This window comes from Algoriphagus sp. NBT04N3 (genome assembly GCF_019443765.1).
Taxonomy (GTDB): Bacteria; Bacteroidota; Bacteroidia; order Cytophagales; family Cyclobacteriaceae; genus Algoriphagus; species Algoriphagus ornithinivorans.
In genome coordinates this window covers 3047089-3068449 of the sequence record NZ_CP048415.1, presented here as the reverse complement: position 1 = coordinate 3068449, position 21361 = coordinate 3047089, and the positions used below count along the sequence as shown (strand labels likewise).

Sequence of the window (21361 nt, the reverse complement as noted above, 5' to 3'; positions counted from 1 at the left end):
CCTAGAGAGGTGTCCGAGTGGTTGAAGGAGCACGCCTGGAAAGCGTGTATACCCCTAAAGGGTATCGAGGGTTCGAATCCCTTCCTCTCTGCAAGTTAAAGCCCTAACTATCAGAATTTTAGATGGTTAGGGTTTTTTAATTTAACCAGTTGCGAAGTCTTCCGTTTTTTTAAAAAGAGCCTCAGAATAAATTTTCCAGGATAGTACTCCATCTCATTTTGAAGGCAATGAGTAGAAACTATACTTAAATGGAGTAATAGAAAGTTGAATTAAAATTATACCCGTAAGGGTATTATAAGCGTTATTTTTGGATAATTATACCCTTTTAGGTGTAATTTGATATTATTTCTTTAAATTGTACCCATAAGGGTATAAATATATGACTTGGAATAGAAATAATGCCATATCAGAATTTGTTCGAAGGAGAAGAAAGGAAGCTGGGCTAACTCAATTGGAACTAGCTGATATTTCTGGTGTGGGAATACGGTTTATAAGAGAATTAGAACAAGGGAAACCAAATCTAATGGCGGATAAAATCAATCAGGTTTTATTGTTTTTTGGTCACACATTAACTCCAATTGAAATAAGTGATGAGACAAGGAGAAATTTGGGTAGCTAATCATTTGGCAGGAATTCTGGAAGAAGGTGAAGATGGGTATACATTTACCTATTCAGACAAGTACCTTAAATCAAATAACCCATTGCCAGTTTCGCTGACATTGCCATTGCAAACAGAATCATATAAATCAGAAACTTTATTTCCTTTTTTTGACGGACTGATTCCTGAAGGATGGTTATTGGATGTTGCACATCAAAATTGGAAATTGAATCCAAGAGATAGAATGGGTTTGTTATTAAAAACTTGCAGGGATTGTATTGGGAATATTAGTGTGATTGAAATATGAATTTTTGTCTTGCATGTAATCGGGCATTGAATGGAGAATCTCAATATCATCAAAAGTGCCTCAAAGATTTTTGGAAGGAAGATAAACCTGTTTTAAGTCTTAATCTGGACTTGGCAAATATTAAAGAACTTGCAAGAGAAAACATTTCTCAGAGGATAATTGTGACAGGAGTTCAGCCTAAACTATCACTGGGTTTTATCGAAGAAAAAAAAGAGAAGAGATTGACGATTGTTGGAGCCTTGAATGGAAAATACATATTAAAGCCTCCATTTGATCTTTATCCTCAAATGCCGGAAATCGAGGCTTTATCGATGCTGATGGCCAAAGAGGCTGGAATAGAAACAGTTCCCTTTTTGCTAATACCTCTGCTAGGTGGTGAATTAGCCTACCTCACAAAGCGAATAGATAGAAGTCCAACCAATAAGAAGTTTCCAATGGAGGATGCCTGTCAATTTACAGGAAGACTTACCGAACATAAATACAGGGGCTCCTATGAGCAGATTGCAAAAGCCATTATCAACTTTAGTCATAACCCATTATTGGAAGTAGTGAAATTTTATCAACAGGTTATCGTCTCATTTTTGATAGGAAATAATGACATGCACTTTAAGAATTTTTCTTTGATAGCATTTAAAAATGGTGAATATCAATTATCTCCAGCTTATGATATGATTTCCACGAGCTTATTGATAAAAGACGATCCGGAGGAGTTAGCATTGAATCTTAATGGTAAGAAGAGAAAACTATCCAGGGAGGATTTTAATAGTGCCATGTCAAAATCCAGCATTCCTGCCAAAGCAATCGAAAATCTTTGGGGCAGAGTCGAAAGTGGGATTCAAAGTTGGTCCGAGATAATCGACAAAAGTTTTTTGACCAAAAACACTAAGTTGGAATTCTCTTATTTAATTCAAGAAAGGGCGGGTCGACTGGGATTGAAATTATGATTTAAATGGCTAGCTTTTATTTTTTGCAGTTTGAATCAAAGATTCAACCAATAAGTCATTTTAAATACTAAGGCTCTTGACTTGGAGCTTCCAAACTGAATAAATCCATCAGGGTTCATTTCTGCCAAATAATTGTCCGTGTAAACCAAGAAAATATCCGACACGGGAGCAAAGCGCCATTGCAATCGGGAATTGATATTTACATTCTCGATTTGGCTGTTATATTGGACAAAAGTGGTCCAAAAAAGCTGCTTACTGAATGTAAAATCGAACCTTGGACCTATCAGGAAAAGATTGGAATCATTGTAGGGTTTGGGAAGTCTGATTCTGTTGAACTCGAAATCCAAACTGGTAAAGCCCAAAGGTTGATATCTCCACTGAACGCTCCCCTCCAAGTTGATTCTCGTTCCATTGAAATATTCGCCGGATCGAGTACCGAGATTGAAAGAAATGATTTTTCTTTCATCAGAACTGTACCGTGCAATGATCAAGTTATTGGTGTATTCGGTATTGGCCGGTAAAGCGAGCCCATCTGATCCACTGGGATCAAAGCCTCTGAAGAGATAGGTGTATTGTCTTCGCGCCCGCAATGAAAACCGCGCTGAGGATTTCCAATTGATGTCATATAATAAATTGACATCCCAGTCCAAAAATCCATAGGTCTTATTGCCGACTACATCAAAATCGAATCCTGGTCCGTGTCGCTGAACTCCTCCAGTAGAAGGGAAGAAGCTTCGGCGATAAGTCATAGCTAATTGTCGGATGTCCGTTCTCCGAACAAAACCTACCTCCGGTGCATAATTGGTGCCAACGGATTGAGATCGCATTTCCAAAGACCATTTTGGGACATTATATTCAAGTTCCACACCCATTGCGAAGGCACTGTCTTTTGCTACTTCATTGATATTCTGATGATAAAAGAACTTCCCGGTAATTCGGTTATCTGCTGAAGCTAAATTATAATCCACCCCAAAGGTCCTGTCATAGGCATTATACAAACTGTCAGCATATTTTTCGCGACTCTGGAAAGTTTGCTTATTGACAAGGAAGGCTGAGATATTGGATCTGGTAAATACCTTTTGCTGTAAAGAAACCATAGAATAATTATAGGATGGCAAGCTTGCAGCTTGATCATCAGAGACCTGCATGCTCAGAATTCCTACGCGGAGATTGTCATTGGCCTTTCCACTGATTCTGGCTCCAAAAGGAATGGGAGATTGAATGTTCTGTCCGGTGCTTTCATCTCTGGATACACCAATTCTTCTGCTAAAAAAAGGTCGGGTACCTCTATTTCCATAATTCGAAAATAAGTCTGCATTTTCCAGAAAAAACTGTCTTCTTTCAGGAAAGAAAATCTCGAATCTATCCAAATTGGTGACTTGCTGATCAACTTCAACCTGGGAGAAATCCGGGTTTACAGTTAAGTCAAGATTCAACCCGGGAGTGATGCCATATTTGATATCAAATCCTGCGTTGAAGCCCGTTACAGCATCAGTCTTATTTTCAAAATTCTTACTGGAGTTGCCTGATATATAGGGGATAAATGAAAGGTTTTTTCCTGATTTCTTGGTGGGTTCTTCCCATTGTGCAACACGCAATACTGCTAGATTAAAGAGCGTGAAGTTTCTGGAAATTGGTGCCCAAGTTGACCTTTCGGCACTTTCACTGTCAATTCGATAAAAATTTATATTCCACTCCTTCTGTCCCTCATTGAATCGTAGGGAATTCAGCGGAATTGCCATTTCCGCTACCCAATAGCCTCTATATTGTTTTGCTTCACCTTTCCATACATTATCCCAATCGAGTGAAAAAGAACTCTCACCAGTTCCTCCATTTGCGACTAAACCTTCCCTTCTTACGCCAAAAGGATTGATACCAAAAGTAAATGCATTGGTTCTATCTTGAAATGTGTCAAAAATGACTGTAAAATTATCATTTGCAGCTCCCCGAAAGTCTCGTCTTAAGGAAGGGGTGACATACTTTCTGTCCTGGTTGTTGCTGTAAAGTATTCCTAGTACATAGATATTTTTATCATCGAAAAGAACTTTGGCTACCGATTGATTAACCGCTAAAGAAGAGTCGAAAGGGAAATATTGCATCCAATTGTAAGCAGAGTCCGCTAGGATCCACGCCTCATCAATATCCCCGTCAATTTGTATAGGTTGTTCAACCCTTTTGAACACAATATTCTGAGCAGAAAGACCGTCTATACTCAAACTAAAAACTAAAATAAATAGAATTTTTCTTAGCATAGTGCAAAGTACGGCCGCTTATTTGGGGGGAGAATCTTATTTATATCAGCGGTACTTTCTTGTCTATAGCTTGGGTGTTATTGAATATTATTATTGACCAAACTTGGGACTGATATGTTATTTTTAAATCATAGCTGAAGTTTTAAACTTTAAAAAAGCAAGCTTATTCCAGCTGTGATTGAGTAGGGTATAAGCACAAACCTCATTTTCAAAGGGAATTTGACTTTAAAAAAAATGCATCAAGGAAGAAAATATTTACTTCTCATTTCCACCTATTCTCTTTCTTCCACTTAGTTTTATTGGATGAACCCAGAAATACTGATTGATTTAGTGACCAAGAGAATGCCTTTTGGAAAATATAAGGGCCGTCTTCTTTGTGATGTGCCAGAACATTACTTGGTCTGGATGCATGGACAGGGGTTTCCTGAGGGAAAATTGGGAATGTGGTTACATACCCTCTATGAAATCAGATTGAATGGGCTGGAGCAAATTTTAAGTGATCTAAAAAGGAAGTACCCTCAAAAATAAACCTGCCCAAAATATGGGCAGGTTTGATTGGGTTTTAAAGTCTTCCTCTTCTTTTGATAAGCTCGCTTCTTATTTCATTCGCTCGTTCTTCTGTGACATTGTAGTTCCACATCGTCACCACGGCTAGCAGGGCTGCAACTATGGGTACAATTACGTCTGCAATTCTGAGGTTAGTGAGTGTTTCCATAGTCTGGGTTGGCTGATTTTGATCCCAACCTACAAATGAAAGAATCATTCCGCTGAGAGTCAGAGCTATCGCAGATCCAATTTTTACCATCAGCCAATATACAGCTCCGAATGTACCCTCTTTCCGAGGCATTCCATTTCTCAATTCATCCAAATCACATAGATCGGCAGTCATACTCATCATTAAAGTGAATAAGCCCCCAATACCGAATGACATGAATGGTACTTGGATAAACATCAGCCAAGTGATCTCTGGATTGAAGCCCCACCATTTGATGCCATAGCCAATGATAGATATAAAGGTCGAAATAATGAATGCATTCTTCTTACCATACTTGGTAGCTAGTTTGGTGATAATAGGAATTACCAAAAACATGGTGGAGGCTGCTGCTAAAGTATTATACCAAGCAGGCCATTGACCAGCTACTCCATAATCTCCATTGAACATATAGTACACTATAATGAACAGCGAAAATTGAGCTACAATCTGAAAGCCATTAAATACTAAAAAAGTAGCTCCACATACTCTCAAAAATTGCTGATTGGTTAAAATCTCTTTCATCCCTTTGAATAGATTCAGCATGTTCTTTTTAAAGTCTTTAAGGGACAGATTAGATCGACCAGTTAGATTGGTTTGGTCTATTTCTTTACAAAAAATGGAAGGAAGTAAGGCGAGAATCAGGCAGGCAATACCAGTAACAATGGCTACTGTCCTGACCCCCTGAGTTTGGGTAGGGAAAATATTAGGCTGTGCGATAACCCACCAAATCCAAGGGGCTATCATCCAGGCTAATTGCCCTATGATTTGAGAAGATGCCATTAGGCGGGTTCGCTCATTATAATCGGAAGTCATTTCATACCCGAGCCCAATCAGAGGTGTGGCAAAAATGGTGTAACCGATATAGAATACAAATGATAAGGTCAGGATGTACCAAAAATGAAAGTTGGAAGAATCTTCTGGATTCAACTGCCACATCATGATAAAAGTGATCCCTGCAATGAAGGAGCCTAAAAAGATATAGGGTTTTCTACGTCCCCATTTGGAGCGAGTATTGTCCGTGACATAGCCCATAATGGGGTCTGTGATTGCATCCAAAAGGCGTGGTATGGATGAGAGCAGTGCAGCATCCAGTGGGTCCATTTTATAGGCAACTACCAAATAATACATAAATGCTCCCAGGGCGGCCGGGAACAACTGGTTAGCGAGGTTACCTGCGCCGAAGGCAAACTTCTGAACAAAAGGAACAATGTCCTCAGGGGCAGTTTTAAATTTTGACATGTTTTGGGTTGATGGTTAAAGGTTTTAGGGTTAATTCAGGCAATTTGCTATTGCTTATCTACAAAAGCTTTTTTAACTATTTCAAATACTTCTTTTTTGGATCGGTCTACTTTGACTATTCCCCAATACTCTTCATTGGGAGAGCCGTCATAAGGAACTCCACTGCTATTGGGAGCCCAGCCTCCAGTATCTTGTTGGTCGGGATTGCCTGCTTTCCACCATTCATCGGAAAAGGCAAATAGGGCAACCCCTGATCCAATTTCTTGGTTATCTAAGACGGCCTTTAATATATTCTTGGTAGCATCTGCCTGAGCTTTTTCATTACTCCCTGCCTGATACTGCTCTTTGGAAATCGTCATATAACTGTCAGCCCCAGCTTCAGAAAAATACATAGGTAAAGAACTGATTGCAGCCCATTCTTCATAAACAGTTTCTGGTTGATCCCATCGGTAAATATTCATGCCCCAAACATCAATTTCAGAGCCCATGGTCAATGCCAAGGAATCCGGTAGCTCTCCGTGGGCCGTAGTCACTGGATGATAAGGGTCAGTCTCATGAATTTTTTTAGCAGCCTCATTCATGGCTTTGTACCAGTTTTTCATATCCCCCTCAAACCACTCCGGGTGATAATTATATTCATTCCCCAGCTCCCAAAGGAGAATGGCCGGATGATCCTTAAATTTTTTTACATAGTCTAAAAAGCTTCCTGATAGAATATCAAACTTTCCATTTTGATTGTATCCAAAGCCTAAGATAACTTTCAATCCAGCTTCATGAATTTGGTCCAATACCTCTTTCTCCTCAATAGGAGAGTAGACCCGGATGGTATTGATCCCGGCTTCTTTCATCAAGGTGAGATCTTCCTGAAGTCTTTTAAAAGTTCGTTCGGTCTCTCCCTTTTCAACCGGGTTATAACAAATCCCTTTGATAAAATAGACCTCATTGTCGACAATGATTTTTCGATTTTCGGTTCTCACCTGCCCGTTTGTGCAGGCAGGAAATAAGATGACCAAACTTAGTAAGGTGTAGAAAATTCTGATACTAGACTTCATGGTTGAGATTCTTTCATTGTAGGAGGAACTAGCACATCTTTTAAAAGGGAATCCAAGCTACCGTTGTAGGTTTTTACAATGGGCTTCCCATTTCTTGTTAGACCTTCAAATTTTCCCTCATCCAAATCTTTCCAAAGTGCATATTTAGCCTGAGCATCCAAAGTGATCAGTCCGAAGTGATTTTCTGAACCCATAGGATTCTGAGCATCTTTCCATTGCTCATCGAATGCCTCAAAATAGAAACAGGAAATTCCCGAAGCCTCTGTCCACTGTCTCATTAAATCATGATACATGGCTTGTTTATACTCATCAGTTGCTTTGGAGCCTTCAGGGCCATAAAATCCATCAGAAACGGTTGCCCATCCAGTCTCTCCAATGTGAATAGGTTTATTCACTCCTATGCTTTTCATATAAGATGTGACAGAATCATATTGAGCTTTTGCAAAATTTCTGGCTCTAAGCATGGCTGCATCCACCCGCTCTAATTCTGATAGCTTAGACAAGCTGTTTGACTCCTTCCAAAAATCCGGGTTATAATGTGTGTTATGGTAAGGGTAAGTGTGCATGGAGATATAATCCACGGCCTGATAAAGCGCTTCCAAATCTTCAGTATGATAGGATGCATCGCCTCCTCCCCATGATGCGAAATCATCCGAACTTGTAATCCAAAGATTTGAGGGAAGTTCGCCTTTGGATTTTAAGTCTTGTAAATGGTTTACCCACTTAAGGATTACATTGGGTCGTACAAAATAGCTGGCAGCCCAATTGACCATTGCCTCATTTCCGACTGCAATTACTTTCACAATATCTGGATACTCCTGAGCCAATTTTACCGCACGAGCTATCTCTCCTGCATTATCCGGGCTTTCGGCTTCATGATTCGGGTTGTCCGTCCAGGCATTTTCGCAATCTATCCAAGCACCCAACATTACATACATTTCGAAGGATGAATCCTCATTTTTTAGCTCTGAAATTGCCTTTAATAAATTCGGGGCTTCCATTAGCTGAACATTGTAGGTCCGGAGAATTTTAATTCCCATTGCCTGAAGAATTTTCAAATCCTCCTTCAATTCAGCTATAGAAGGCTGTATATCTCTTGATTTTTCTCTGTAACCACCATAAGAAATAGCCCTGTATTCCGCATTTCCCAGAATGTCAGCAGCTGTTTTTTCCGGTATTTCCTGGGTTTGTGATTGGCAATTCATCATCCCCATTGCCATGACCAAACCCAAGATCGATAAAGCCCAGTTCTTCATCCTTTTAAGGTTTTTTGATATAAACATGGATTTCTGTGATTTCTCCTGTCCTCTGAAATAGCTTAGTGCTCAGTGATTCATCCAAAATGGTAGAAGGGATTTCTTTAACTTCCCCTTTTGAAAATTGCACTTTTATTTTTTCCTCTTCATGGATATGGTATACTATCGGTACCTGACAATAGGTGAAGGCTAGAGAGTTTGCGGGGATCTCCAGGGATTTTTCTTGATGATTAAGGTCGAAATAAGAAAAGCTTTGTGCTTGACTCAAAAATTCCTCTTTTCGGAGAATAGTAGTTTGGAAATAAATCTGTCCATCCTGAATCTTTACTCCTAGTTCTGTGAATCTTGTTAGAATATCTTCCTTCACCTGACCGGTCATTCCAGGTTGCTGAGCTCCTCTTCCTCCAGGAGTGTGTGAATAAGGGTCAGTTGGAAACGCTCCGTAAAGCTCTGGTGATTTATGGACTCCGATTCCCTCATTGATTTCAAAGTAATGTGCAATCAGTTTCCCAACAATTTCTTCGTTTTCTTGCTGTTCTATTGCTTGCACGCAGCATTCTTGGGCAGCAAGGGCTAGTTTGGAAACCATATGCCAATAAATTGAGCCCAAACCTTCGTATCCATAAAAAGTCCCGGATCTTCCCGTAAAGGCTTTATGGTTGAATACTGATTCAAAGGTATGTAGTAAGGATTTCTTTTCCTTTTCAACTAATTCCTGATAGCTTCCATCTAATTGAGAAAGGGCTTTTTTGAGGCTTTCGGCATTGTTGAAATTCCCGTTAAAATGATAATCGCCTAATACGTCCTGCTCAATAATCTGTGTCTTTCCTTCCTGTAAGAGTTTTTGAAGGAGTTTAGAATTTTTCACAGCTTCTTTCGGGACACGATTCCTATCTACAAACAGTGGACGCTGCTTATTCGGATAGAGTATATAGCTGTATTGATCCTCCCTGAATAATTCACTTTTCTTGAGTGAGTCTAAAACTTCCAAGCTCTCTTTCGGAGATAGGTACCCCGAACTCAAGACGGCTACCTGACCTTCAAGCATTTCACTCAGGTAGGAGATAGAAACCTCCTGATCATTTTCCAAAGTCATCAAGTTGTAAGCATGGTAAAGCCCATCCTTTCTTTTATTAGCTTTGATTGAATGATCTACAAATTGTAATGTAAGTTGTGTGAATTCCAGGAGCTGAGTTTTAGTCAAAGCTGCTTTTTGGGATGAAAATCCATTTTTATAAATCACATTCCTAAATCTGCTACCTGCTTCTCCAAGTCCATCCATCACTGTCTTTCTATCTTGATTGGAAATTTTCCCTTTCAAAAGTTGCTGATTGGATTTTAGAGTAGCTTCTATTTCATTGAAAAGCTTCACTAATTCTTCCGAAACGTAGGAGGATTCAAAATCTGAATTCTGAATTAGCTTTTCAAAAAAGGATAAGAATCTCCTGATATAATATAAGGTCACCATGGAAACTCCATTACCTACCAAGGCGTTATTGGCGTCATTCCACTCGGGTCTTTGGGTATTCATCCAAATCCCACCTTCTGGTATGAAATTAGAAATTTTTGAAAGCAGCGTAGCTAGGAGTTTTTCCAGAAAGTTTACCTTATAAATCTCCTGATTACCCGCACTTAAAAGTGCCGCATCTGCTCCAATTTGTTCCCTTTTTTCTCTGATTTGATGGTCCAGGTCAAAATCAAAATCAATGGTGTCTTTAGGATTATCCAGAATTTCCTGATAAGATTTGATCTTGTAGGGAACCTTGGCATAAACAAACACATCTGTATTGAAATTTGAGGATAATTTGTCGGCAAAGTGCTTTTCAGAAATTTCAAGGAATTTTAATAGGTAAATTATCTGGTGGTCGCCCCAATATCCAATGTAAGACCAGGGATCATCTGGCTCAATGGTTTCCCAGTCAAAACCATCTTTTGTAACCCGATAGGGATTATATCCATCGAAAGTGCTCGCATTTAAAAATTTGTGAATCATACTTTCAATGAATTCCGGGTAGGAGTAGGCTAAAGCCTCCCAGTTTTGAAAAATATCTCTCCAGTTTCCCTGATAATCCAAAACTTTGGAGCCATCAGATTCACTTTTTGTATTAATGGAAAATTTATTCCAAGGCCTACTTGGATCCCCGTGCCTTCTACTGAACTTGAGAGGTAAATACTCCAGGCAAAGTCTGCTAAAATCCTTGTCCTTGCTATTCTTTGCTAATTGTTGAAGTTCGGTCTGAGGGAATTGCTCAGGGAGCAGCTCTATTTGATGTTTGTTTGCAGCAAATACTTTTTTATTCGCCTTGGCTAAATATGGAACAAAGTCCTTTTTATCAATAGAATAGTTATAATCAAATATTCCTCCCCGCATAATGTTGAATAAAACATTAGCAAAATGGCGGGAATTTCTTCTTTGATCGGAGCTCAGTTGTAGTCCGTCGGCAGACGCTGTAAGTGCTCTAAGGTTTTTGGTGCCAAGGGCAATGTCAGCCTTAATTTCTACTTGGAGATCTCCTGCTTTCTTGATGTATTCTGATAAGTTAATTACTGCAGACGGGCCTTTGTTCACGTCTGCCAGAATCATCCAACTTTTCTCGTCTTTGGGCTGAAGTTCAAGCTTTTTATAAATTAGATAAGCTCCTTTTTCAGCCCGTATATCATTTTCAGCCCGAATTTCTTCTCCTTTTCTAAAGGCATTCAACTGAAGAGAGGAAAGCAAAATTTGGGTATTTTTCAATCCTACATTCCAAGCCACATTGGCTTTGAGGGCTTCACTAGGCTCCGCTTTATCTACGATGATGGCGCTAAGAGTGAAGAGGCCCAATTGGGAATCGGATATGATTTCAGTCTTTTTATAAGCGTCAACCAGATTACTTGCTGATTGCTGCAAATCTGGATTTACTCCGAAAGGCAGCACATTTTGAATGCCGTCAATCAACTCCAGAGAAACTGGATTTTGACTTTGATTGACCAATCTGCTGGTTTTTACAAAACCGAATTTATCGCTGAAATTCCAAGAGTAGCTAAAAAGAAGGTTGAGATCGTGATTGATTTCTTCGAAAATGATTTTGTTGCCAAACTCATTTTTGTAGAGGTTTCGGGTTAGTCGAAATACTCCTGTATATCTGTCAGAAAATGGCTCCCAGATTTTAAAAGAACCTCCCCCTTGGATTCTAAAAACGCTTTTATTGCCAGTAATTTCATAGTACTCGGTGATTTTATCATCAGTGTAATAGGGGAATAAAGCATAATTACTGTTTTTCCTACCTGCTGAAAGTCCTCCATTGCTTGAGATAAATAACCAGTGATCCGAATCACTGACCACACTCATGAAAAATGGTCTTAAATAATCAATATTTGGGATTTTATAATATCCTTCGTTTTCAAATTGGACGTAATCCATGTTTTATCTATAAAGGGTTTGTTTTGTCAATTGGGAAAAAGAAGGCAAAAATTCTTTGGCAAAACGCCATTTTCACTCTTTCTTCCTTCTATTTCAAATTTGAATATAATTTTTATTAGATGTGGATTGAAATTAATCAATAGATTGGCAAATGATACTTTTGAGATGTTATAGGACTTTCACAATTCTTTCACTTTTGAAAAAATAACCAATTTAATCGCTGAAAAAGGCAATATGAACGGGTATTAATGAGAAAGTGGATAGGAGGCTAATTATAAACTCTCGCTCTTTGAAAAAGCGAAGTAGGATAGGTGACCTGATATTTTGAAAGATATTTTAATAAAAACCAAAGAATTTATTGAATACCTTTTTTGGTACAATTCTTTCGTTGATTTGTTTTTTCTTTTGGCTAAAAATGTGAACCTTTCGCCGAGTTTAGAAGAATACGGCTCTTTTTGAAGAATCAAGAAAATTCCCCGCTCGTGTAAAAATTGGCTTAATCATGCTCTAAAAGCGGAATTTTTCGAAAAAATCTAAAAGAGTCCATTGTTTTTTGAATATAAAAAATGATAACTTTAAAACTCGATTTTAGTGTAGAAACCATTTAACCTTTATCAAAAGTCTATTTAAAAATCACATTATGAGAAAGTTAATCGCTTTGTTCATGCTTGCAGGTATCCTATTCGCGCCTGTTTTCGCTAACGCACAAGAAGCAGAATCAGATTCTGCAGCACAAGAAGAAACAACCCCTGTAGCAGAACCTGCTGCAACTCCGGCCATCGTAGACGATGAGATCGTAGAGGAGGAAGTAGGCTTTCACCAAGTAGTAAAAGAAAAATTTATCGAAGGTGATCCTCTTTACATGACTCCAGTATTGATCTGTTTGATCTTAGGTCTTGCAGTGGCATTGGAAAGAATCATCACTTTGAATCTTTCTACTACCAACACTAAAAAATTGTTGGCTAAAGTTGAAGACGCTCTTTCTTCCGGAGGAGTTGAAGCAGCTAAGGACGTTACTAAAAGCACTAAGGGTCCAGTTGCCTCTATCTTTACACAAGGTCTAATGAGATACTCTGAAGGTATCGAAATGGTAGAAAAATCTATCATCTCTTACGGATCTGTTGAAATGGGTCGTTTGGAAAAAGGTCTTGTTTGGATCTCCCTATTTATCTCCCTTGCTCCGATGTTGGGTTTCATGGGTACAGTAATTGGTATGATCGGTGCATTCGACTCTATCGAAGCAGCTGGTGATATCTCTCCATCCCTTGTAGCAGGTGGTATTAAAATCGCCCTTTTGACCACAGTAGCTGGTTTGATCGTAGCGATCATCCTACAGTTGTTCTACAACTACTGTGTGGCTAAAATTGACTCTTTGGTTAATGACATGGAGGATGCTTCTATCACATTGGTAGATATCCTAGTGAAGCACAAATTGACTGGTAAGTAATAACTACCGGCATTTGCTGAATTTCAATCAATTGTTAATCCCAAAGAAGACATATTATGGATACTTATGATATTTTACTTTACGGAAGCTATCTACTTATTGCGGTAGGAGCTGTCGTATCCATCCTGATGCCTTTGATCCAATCTTTGGACAATCCAAAAAGCTTGGCAAAGACAGCCGCTGGCATCATTGGAATCGTAGTGTTGTTCTTCATTGCTTATTCTATTTCTAGCAACGAAGTACTTCCAAAATTTGAAGCAGACCCTTTTAACTTGACCCCTGCTGGTTCTCAGTTTGTAGGTGGTATGCTGATCACAACTTATATTCTCGCAATCCTTGCTCTTGTGAGCATTGTGTTTACAGAATTCAATAAAGCTATTAAGTAATTATGGCCAGAAAGAAAAATAGAATGAGCCAGGAGGTTAATGCAGGTTCGATGGCAGACATCGCCTTCCTGCTCCTAATCTTCTTTCTCGTTACTACGACGATCGCTTCGGATAAAGGTATCTTAAACGTACTTCCTCCGAAACTCGATCCTAATAATCCTCCGCCAGAAATTGATAAAAACGAGCGTAATATCTTTACGATATTGATCAACGCAAATGATCAACTTTTGGTAGAAGGCGAATATGCTGAAGCAGACGGTTTGGATGAAAAGATTAAGCTTTTTGTCTTAAACTTTGGTCAGCCAAATGAAGAAGCTCAAGGTTTGTATAACTCTCTTCCAGCTTCTCTGAAAGCGATGTCTAGAAGAGACCCTGAATCATCTGATCATCCAGGAGAAGCGGTAGTATCTATTAAGACCAACCGTGGAACTAGCTATGATAGATATTTAGAGGTTTTTGACTTGGCAAAGAAAGCTTACTTCGAAATCTATGCTGAAAGGGTAAATCTAAGAACGGAAGAATATCGTGCCTTAACAGGTAAAGATGAAGCTGAGCAGTCTTTGATTGACCGAGGAAAAGAAGGAATCCCAATGGCGATTTCTATTGCAGAACCTGATAAAATTGGTAGTTGATATGGCAAAGTTTAGCAAAAAGACCAAGACTTCTGAGAATATCCCAACCTCTGCCTTACCAGATATTATTTTCATGCTTTTATTCTTCTTCATGGTAACAACCGTGTTGAGAGAGCAGGAAATTTTGGTAGAGCAGAAGATACCTCAGGCTACCCAGCTTCAGAAGCTGCAGAAGAAAACATTGATTTCTTACATCTATATTGGTAAGCCAAAAAATACAGGCCTTTATGGTTCTGAGCCTAGAGTTCAAGCCAATGATGCTTTGCTTACTCCTGCTGACATAGTTCAGTGGGTAAACCAAGAAAGAGATATGCTTCCAGAAGCTGATAGAAATATGATTACTATTTCTATGAAAATTGATAGAGATGTAAAAATGGGTCCGATTTCGGACGTTCAAACAGAACTAAGAGAGGCTGATGCCCGAAGGGTATTGTATGCTTCTGTGGGTAAAGTTCAAAAGGACTAAATTACCCAATATTTAAAAAAGCTGCTTCAATTATGAGGCAGCTTTTTTTTTGCCCTTTTGGTATTGCTCTTGTCTCCGATCACAAAAAATAGATTAGAATATCCTCTAATAAATTGTATTTTTCTAATTCATACCTGCGATCAATGCTAGCCAACCTGAAAAATAAAAAGAAAGTCCAAAATGCTTGGGCTATGTATGACTGGGCTAATTCTGTCTATAGTTTGGTCATTACTTCAACCATCTTTCCTGTTTATTACAATAGCGTTACCAAAGGATTGGATGATTCAGATATCGTATCTTTCTTTGGTTTTGAGATCATTAATACAGTCCTGTATTCTTATTCTATCTCTTTTTCTTTTTTGATCATTGCCATTATCTCCCCTTTACTTTCGGGTATGGCTGATTCAAGTGGAAAGAAACTTGAATTCATGAAGTTCTTTGCCTATTTAGGGTCAGCAGCTTGTGTTGGATTGTACTTTTTTGATGCAAGTAATGTGGAATGGGGAATCATCTGCAGTATCACTGCAAGTATTGGATATGCAGGAAGTATTGTGTTTTATAATGCCTATTTGCCTGAAATTTCTGAGGAGAAAGAATATGATTTACTGAGTGCCAAAGGCTTTGCCTTAGGGTATGTAGGTTCAGTAATACTTTTGGTCGTAAATCTTTTAATGATCCAAATGCCACATTTATTCGGGATCCCTGATGGAGGAGTAGCTGCAAGGTTATCTTTCTTAATCACGGGAATTTGGTGGGCCGGTTTTTCTCAAATACCGTTCAGAATTCTTCCAAAAAATCCATACAATAGGAAATTGAAAAAGGAATTGCTCCTTCATGGTTATCAGGAGATAAGGAAAGTGTTTTTTCAGATACGAGAAATTAAAGTCATGAATCGCTTCCTTGCTTCATTTTTTTTCTATTCCATGGGGGTACAAACGACTATGTATTTGGCAGCTACCTTTGGCGACAAGGAGTTGGGCTTGCCGGGAGATCAATTGATCATGACTGTTCTAATCATCCAATTTGTAGCCATAATAGGCAGTTATCTGTTTGCTTTTATATCCAAAAAATATGGGAATAAGGTTAGCTTGGTAATTATGGTATTGATCTGGACAGGGATCTGTGCTGCGGCTTATTACGTGTATACGGTTTATGAGTTTTTTGCCTTGGCTTTTGTCGTCGGGATGGTAATGGGAGGAATTCAGTCTTTATCCAGATCTACTTATTCTAAGCTTATTCCAAGAAATACCACTGATCACGCATCTTTTTTTAGCTTTTATGATGTGACAGAGAAAATGGCTATCGTTTTGGGTACTTTTTCTTACGGAGTCATTGAACAGCTGACTGGGAATATGAGGAACAGTGCCTTATCTTTAGGTATATTTTTCTTAGTAGGACTAGGGTTTTTGCTATTGGTTAGTATTCCAAAGCAGGAATTGTCTCAACCAAAAGTATAGATCATGATCAAAATTTTAGCAGGAGAAAGTGTTTCCAAACTGGATCAACTCCATTGTAAGAACGCTAATATTAGTTCTTACGAGTTGATGGAAAAAGCTGCGCAAGAATTTGAAAAGTGGTTTTACCAGCAAGAATTTTCAAAAGAATCTCCTATTCTGATATTCTGTGGATCGGGAAATAATGGAGGTGACGGTTTTGCGATAGCAAGATTATTATCTCAAAAGAATCATAAGATATTAGTAATCAAATGCTTTGGAGATAATTCAAAATTAAGTGCAGATTCCAGCAAAAATCTTGAAATGCTTCCCACTAAAGTTAAGGAAGTCTTTTTTAAGGAGTTTCAGGCACCTTCAGAGCCTTGCATTATCATTGATGCATTTCTAGGCGTTGGGTTGAGCGGTCCCTTACGTGATAGCGCAAAACCAATTATAGAAAGGATGAATTCTCTTCAGGGGAAAAAAATTGCTATAGATATTCCGTCGGGTCTTCCTTCGGAAGAGATGGGTTCAGAGCTTTCTTTTCAGTCAGATGTGACAGTAAGCTTTGCTTTTCCAAAACTTGCATTGATCCTTCCTGAAAATGCGGAAACGGTAGGGGATTTGGAAGTATGTGATATTGGTATTCCAGATACTACGTATGGGGAGTTTGAAGGAAGCCTCTATTTTATTCAAGCGAAAGATATACCTGCTTTGCATAAAAAATTCCATCGGTTTTCCCATAAAGGAGATTTTGGGAAAATCCTGTTGGTGGGAGGCGGACATGGAAAAATGGGAGCTATTATTTTGGCGGCAAAGAGTGCATTAAGGACAGGTTCAGGACTAGTCACTTGTCATATAGAAGAAAGCGAAAGACTCAGTATTCAGGCTGCTTTACCAGAGGCGATGTGTAATTGGGGGCTGATTCCCAATGCTGACTATTATGATGCTGTTGGAATAGGCCCGGGCTGGGGCATAGAAAGTAGAAAGAATCAATTGGAGGCTTTGCTGAAAGACTTTCATTTCCCAATCGTTTTGGATGCAGATGGGATCAATATTTTGGCAAAATTTCCGGAATTGATTCCTTTGGTGACCAAGAACTCAATTCTTACTCCGCATATAGGAGAGTTTCAAAGATTGGTTGGCCCAGCATCCAATCATCAGGAAAGAATGAATCAAGCAAAAGACTTTGCTATAAAGCATGAGTTGATCTTAATCCTAAAAGGTGCAAATACAGTGATTTCTATGCCTGATGGAAGGCAATTGATCAATAGCACAGGTACTCAGTTTATGGCTACAGGAGGAGCAGGTGATATTCTCACTGGAATGATTACTGCTTACTTGGGAATGGGATATAGTCCGGAATCAGCGGCAGTTTGCGGGGTTTTTCATCATGGATTGGCTGGTGAGTTGGCGGGAAAACGAAAAGGTAGAGGAACCATAGCAGGTGACATCATTGAGTCGATCCCGGAAACCTATTTTTATTTGGGTATTTCCTGATTTAACATAGTAAAAGCAAACTTAATTTTTTTTCTTGTGGTTCAAGGCTAAAGCAATTTTGATGAAGAAGGAAAAATTACTGCTTTGGACTTTGGCAGCTATCAATTTTATCCACATCGTGGATTTTATGATTTTGATGCCTTTAGGTCCGCAGTTGATGCGTGTGTTTGATATATCGCCTCGGGAATTTGGACTACTGGTATCTTCCTATACTTTTAGCGCAGGTATTTCCAGTTTTTTTGGAGCATTCTTTCTAGATCGTTTTGATAGAAAAAAGATTTTGCTTTGGGTTTATGTAGGATTCTCTGTTGCTACCCTTGGCTGCGCATTGTCACCAACTTACCCGATTTTATTATCCGCAAGAATTGTTTCGGGTCTCTTTGGAGGACTGACTTCCGCTCTGATTTTAGCAATTATTGGCGATGTTATCCCAGATGCAAGAAGGGGAAGAGCCATGGGATTGGTTATGGCTGCTTTTTCAGTTGCTTCTGTTTTAGGTGTTCCTTTAGGTTTGTTTTTAGCTAGTTTGTCGGACTGGCATACCCCATTTTATATCTTAACAGGCTTGTCTGTAATTAGCTTAGGAATGATTTTCCAATACGTTCCAAATATCACCGAGCATCTTGGAAAGGAAATTGTCAGGCCTCATCCCTTGGAAGTGGTTCGAAGAGTGACAAGCAATTCTAATCAAATGCGGGCAATCACTCTTTCTGTAATGATGATGTTTGGGCAGTTTATGATCATTCCTTTTTTGAGTCCGTATACAGTGGCTAATGTTGGCTTTACGGAAATGCAGTTAACCTATATCTACATGGCTGGTGGAGCCTTTACCATTTTTACCTCTCCTTGGGTTGGGAAGATGTCTGACAAGTATGGGAAACTTCGGATTTTCACGATTTTCATGAGCCTGAATGTGGTTCCAATTGCGATTATTACCAATTTGGGAGTAACGCCCATTCCTTATGTGTTATTGGTGTCGACTATGTTTTTTGTGACTTCCAATGGACGATATGTGCCCGCTGCAGCAATTATTACGGGCACCGCGCGGCCCGAAAATAGGGGGAGTTTTTTAAGCTTTAATTCAGCGATTCAACAATTGGCTACGGGTTTGGCATCTTTAATTGCAGGGCTCATTATTGGAGAAAATGCAGCAGGAGAATTGACTAATTTTAATTTGGTCGGATATATCGCTATTTTCTTCAGCCTACTGTGCATCCCTTTGGCCAGAAGAGTGAAGGTCGTGAGTTAGGAAAGCCATTGTTATTTGAATTCATGGAATAATTCGAGATATTGAAAGCTTGGGATGAATTCTATTCAATGGAAAAAGGAAAATCTTCTTGTGTCAATTGTGGAACAGAGCTTCAGGGTACTTTCTGCCATTCATGCGGAGAGAAGCAAATTGATCAAAAGGATAAAAGCTTAATTCATTTTTTGGAGGAATTTGTAGCCTCAGTTTTTTTTGCTGATGGAAAGTTTTTCAAAACGATCAAGCTTTCAATAACAAAGCCTGGTGAATTGACTCGTAGCTTTGTCGCCGGAATTCGGAAAAAATACCTTTCTCCTCTTCAGCTCTTTTTCTTCGCTAATTTGATTTATTTCATCTTTCCAGTCATCTCGACATTCAATACTACTCTGGATGTACAAATGTTCCAACTTCCCTATAGCTCATCAGTGAGACCGGTTGTGGAGCAGTATTTGGAAATTAGGCAAGTCGATCCTGATGTATTCAAAGTCGAGTATGAACGAGCCTCCAATGCCAATGGTAAATTACTCTTAATAGTCTTGGTAGTACTCCAAGGCCTTTTTTTAAAACTTCTTTTCTTAAGAAATAAAAAGCTTTACCTCATTGATTTTTTTGCCGGATCTGCATACTTCTATGGATTTTACACCTTATTTATTTTGGTGCTTTTTCCGACATTATTCAATTGGTTTTCGAGTTTATTCTCATTCGGTTTAGCATCAAGCATCAACGAATTGAGCTTATCAATAATTTTTATGCTGATCATCATAGGCTATATGTTTGCAATGCTTAAAAGGGCTTATGATACTTCCAAAAAAGGTGCATTGTGGAGAGGGATACTCTTGGGTATATTTATTATTCCAAGTTTTATAATTTATAGATATATATTGTTTTGGGTTACTTTTTGGACTGTTACCTAATCAAATATTAAAAAAAATCCCCGACATTTTTGCCGAGGATTTTTGTTGAAGGGTGTAGCTTTTGAATTAAAATTCTGCGTTCCCTGGAGTTCTTGGGAATGCTATCACGTCTCGGATATTTCCCATTCCTGTTACAAACTGGACCATTCTTTCAAAGCCCAATCCAAATCCTGCATGAGGTGTAGCTCCGAATCTTCTTGTATCTAAGAACCACCACATTTCCTCTTTTGGAATGTTCATTTCATCCATTCTTTGAAGGAGCACGTCTAGTCTTTCTTCTCTTTGGGAACCCCCGATGATTTCCCCTATTCCTGGGAATAGGATATCCATGGCAGCAACTGTCTTTCCATCATCATTTTGACGCATGTAGAATGACTTGATTTCTTTCGGATAGTCTGTCAGAATTACAGGTTTTTTGAAATGCTTTTCAACCAAATATCGCTCATGCTCTGATTGAAGGTCAGCTCCCCAGGATTCAATCAGATATTGGAATTTCTTCTTCTTATTAGGATTGGAGTTTCTTAGAATATCGATAGCCTCAGTATATGAAATACGAACAAATTCATTGTCTACTACAAATTTCAATTTTTCCAGCAAGCTCATTTCTGAACGCTGATCTTGCGGCTTAGACTTTTCTTCCTCCAATAATCTGGATTCCAAGAATTGTAAATCTTCCTGGCAATGATCCAAAGCATATCGGATCAAATATTTTAGGAAGTCTTCGGCTAAATCTGCGTTGTCTTCTGCATCATAAAAAGCCATTTCAGGCTCAATCATCCAGAATTCAGCTAAGTGGCGAGTTGTGTTGGAATTTTCCGCTCTGAAAGTAGGACCGAAAGTGTAGATTTCAGAAAGTGCCATGGCTGCCAGCTCTCCTTCCAATTGGCCAGATACAGTCAAATTAGCTTCTCTTTCAAAGAAGTCTTGCTTGAAATCCACTTTCCCTTCTTCGGTCTTTGGAGGATTTCCAATATCCAGAGTTGTTACTTTGAATGTTTCCCCTGCACCTTCTGCATCAGAAGCGGTGATGATAGGAGTATGGATATAGAAAAAACCCTTATCATTGAAATATTGGTGCACTGCAAATGCCAAAGCATGTCTTACTCTGAAAACTGCACCAAATGTATTTGTACGCATTCTCAAGTGAGCGATTTCACGCAAGAATTCAAGGGAGTGTTTTTTAGGCTGTAAAGGATACTTCTCTGGATCCGCCTCGCCCAAAACTTCTATGCTCTTCGCATTCAATTCTGAGGATTGCCCTGCACCTTGAGATTCAACCACTGTTCCTGTGATTTTGAGACAGGCTCCTGTTGTGCATTTTTTCAGAATATCTTCCGAAATGACATTTGGATCAGCCACCACTTGGTAATTGGTAATGATAGACCCGTCATTCATGGCAATAAAGGAAACATTCTTGTTGGATCGCTTGGTACGAACCCAGCCCATTAATGTGATTTCACTGCCTATTAGACCCTGCTCTAGGATGGTCTTGATTTTTACCCGCTTGTTGAATGCCATGATTTCGTTTTGGT

At 39.0% G+C, this 21361-nt stretch carries 18 protein-coding genes and 1 tRNA gene; 13 read left to right on the top strand and 6 right to left on the bottom strand.

Going from position 1 to position 21361, the window contains the following annotated elements:
- Positions 1 to 3: 3 nt before the first annotated feature.
- The 4 genes from GYM62_RS13210 to GYM62_RS13195 all read left to right on the top strand — a co-directional run bounded on the left by GYM62_RS13210 (position 4) and on the right by GYM62_RS13195 (position 1849).
- Positions 4 to 91 (top strand) — tRNA-Ser (locus GYM62_RS13210).
- Between the two features lie 288 nt (positions 92 to 379).
- The gene (locus GYM62_RS13205) at positions 380 to 619 is read left to right on the top strand and encodes a helix-turn-helix transcriptional regulator (protein ID WP_219956771.1); all 240 of its coding nucleotides are present in this window, start codon (positions 380 to 382) and stop codon (positions 617 to 619) included.
- The gene (locus GYM62_RS13200) at positions 591 to 905 is read left to right on the top strand and encodes a HipA N-terminal domain-containing protein (RefSeq protein ID WP_219956770.1); all 315 of its coding nucleotides are present in this window, start codon (positions 591 to 593) and stop codon (positions 903 to 905) included. The genes GYM62_RS13205 and GYM62_RS13200 overlap by 29 nt, the downstream gene beginning before the upstream one ends.
- Positions 902 to 1849 (top strand): HipA domain-containing protein, encoded by a 948-nt coding sequence (locus GYM62_RS13195; RefSeq protein WP_219956769.1) that lies wholly within the window; start codon positions 902 to 904, stop codon positions 1847 to 1849. The genes GYM62_RS13200 and GYM62_RS13195 overlap by 4 nt, the downstream gene beginning before the upstream one ends.
- Positions 1850 to 1884: 35 nt before the next feature.
- On the opposite strand, the gene GYM62_RS13190 is transcribed toward GYM62_RS13195, so the two are convergent.
- Positions 1885 to 4101 carry a carbohydrate binding family 9 domain-containing protein gene (locus tag GYM62_RS13190; RefSeq protein ID WP_219956768.1) on the bottom strand — a complete coding sequence of 739 codons (2217 nt, stop codon included), beginning with the start codon at positions 4099 to 4101 and terminating at the stop codon, positions 1885 to 1887.
- A 303-nt stretch (positions 4102 to 4404) separates the two neighbouring features.
- On the opposite strand from GYM62_RS13190, the gene GYM62_RS13185 reads away from it, so the two are divergent.
- Positions 4405 to 4629, top strand: a complete 225-nt coding sequence (locus GYM62_RS13185) for a DUF3820 family protein (RefSeq protein ID WP_091648804.1) — start codon at positions 4405 to 4407, stop codon at positions 4627 to 4629.
- 34 nt (positions 4630 to 4663) lie between these two features.
- Here the strand turns inward: GYM62_RS13185 and GYM62_RS13180 are convergent, their stop codons facing one another.
- The 4 genes from GYM62_RS13180 to GYM62_RS13165 are packed head-to-tail and all read right to left on the bottom strand — an operon-like array spanning position 4664 to position 11805.
- Entirely contained in the window at positions 4664 to 6094 is a 1431-nt protein-coding gene (locus tag GYM62_RS13180; protein ID WP_219956767.1) for an MFS transporter, read from the bottom strand.
- A 47-nt stretch (positions 6095 to 6141) separates the two neighbouring features.
- On the bottom strand, positions 6142 to 7146 hold the full coding sequence (locus GYM62_RS13175) for a glycoside hydrolase family 2 TIM barrel-domain containing protein (protein WP_219956766.1): 1005 nt from the start codon (positions 7144 to 7146) through the stop codon (positions 6142 to 6144).
- Complete coding sequence (locus GYM62_RS13170) at positions 7143 to 8402, bottom strand: glycosyl hydrolase family 17 protein (protein ID WP_219956765.1); 1260 nt, start codon at positions 8400 to 8402, stop codon at positions 7143 to 7145. The genes GYM62_RS13175 and GYM62_RS13170 overlap by 4 nt, the downstream gene beginning before the upstream one ends.
- A gap of 4 nt (positions 8403 to 8406) precedes the next feature.
- Positions 8407 to 11805: a hypothetical protein gene (locus tag GYM62_RS13165; RefSeq protein ID WP_219956764.1), complete on the bottom strand. Its 3399-nt coding sequence runs from the start codon at positions 11803 to 11805 to the stop codon at positions 8407 to 8409.
- Between the two features lie 640 nt (positions 11806 to 12445).
- Between GYM62_RS13165 and GYM62_RS13160 the strand changes: the two genes are divergently transcribed.
- The 8 genes from GYM62_RS13160 to GYM62_RS13125 all read left to right on the top strand — a co-directional run bounded on the left by GYM62_RS13160 (position 12446) and on the right by GYM62_RS13125 (position 19829).
- Positions 12446 to 13252, top strand: a complete 807-nt coding sequence (locus tag GYM62_RS13160) for a MotA/TolQ/ExbB proton channel family protein (protein WP_091648814.1) — start codon at positions 12446 to 12448, stop codon at positions 13250 to 13252.
- A gap of 56 nt (positions 13253 to 13308) precedes the next feature.
- A complete protein-coding gene (locus GYM62_RS13155) occupies positions 13309 to 13638 on the top strand; it encodes a hypothetical protein (protein WP_091648817.1) in 330 nt (109 codons plus the stop codon).
- Positions 13639 to 13640: 2 nt separating this feature from the next.
- Complete coding sequence (locus GYM62_RS13150) at positions 13641 to 14270, top strand: biopolymer transporter ExbD (RefSeq protein WP_091648820.1); 630 nt, start codon at positions 13641 to 13643, stop codon at positions 14268 to 14270.
- A 1-nt stretch (position 14271) separates the two neighbouring features.
- The gene (locus tag GYM62_RS13145; protein WP_091648824.1) at positions 14272 to 14736 is read left to right on the top strand and encodes a biopolymer transporter ExbD; all 465 of its coding nucleotides are present in this window, start codon (positions 14272 to 14274) and stop codon (positions 14734 to 14736) included.
- Positions 14737 to 14879: 143 nt separating this feature from the next.
- The gene (locus tag GYM62_RS13140) at positions 14880 to 16193 is read left to right on the top strand and encodes an MFS transporter (protein WP_219956763.1); all 1314 of its coding nucleotides are present in this window, start codon (positions 14880 to 14882) and stop codon (positions 16191 to 16193) included.
- A gap of 3 nt (positions 16194 to 16196) precedes the next feature.
- Positions 16197 to 17669 carry an NAD(P)H-hydrate dehydratase gene (locus GYM62_RS13135; RefSeq protein ID WP_219956762.1) on the top strand — a complete coding sequence of 491 codons (1473 nt, stop codon included), beginning with the start codon at positions 16197 to 16199 and terminating at the stop codon, positions 17667 to 17669.
- Positions 17670 to 17730: 61 nt separating this feature from the next.
- Positions 17731 to 18918: an MFS transporter gene (locus GYM62_RS13130; RefSeq protein ID WP_219956761.1), complete on the top strand. Its 1188-nt coding sequence runs from the start codon at positions 17731 to 17733 to the stop codon at positions 18916 to 18918.
- Between the two features lie 68 nt (positions 18919 to 18986).
- Positions 18987 to 19829 (top strand): DUF3667 domain-containing protein, encoded by an 843-nt coding sequence (locus GYM62_RS13125; protein ID WP_219956760.1) that lies wholly within the window; start codon positions 18987 to 18989, stop codon positions 19827 to 19829.
- A gap of 66 nt (positions 19830 to 19895) precedes the next feature.
- On the opposite strand, the gene asnS is transcribed toward GYM62_RS13125, so the two are convergent.
- Complete coding sequence (asnS, locus tag GYM62_RS13120) at positions 19896 to 21347, bottom strand: asparagine--tRNA ligase (protein ID WP_219956759.1); 1452 nt, start codon at positions 21345 to 21347, stop codon at positions 19896 to 19898.
- Positions 21348 to 21361 lie beyond the last annotated feature (14 nt).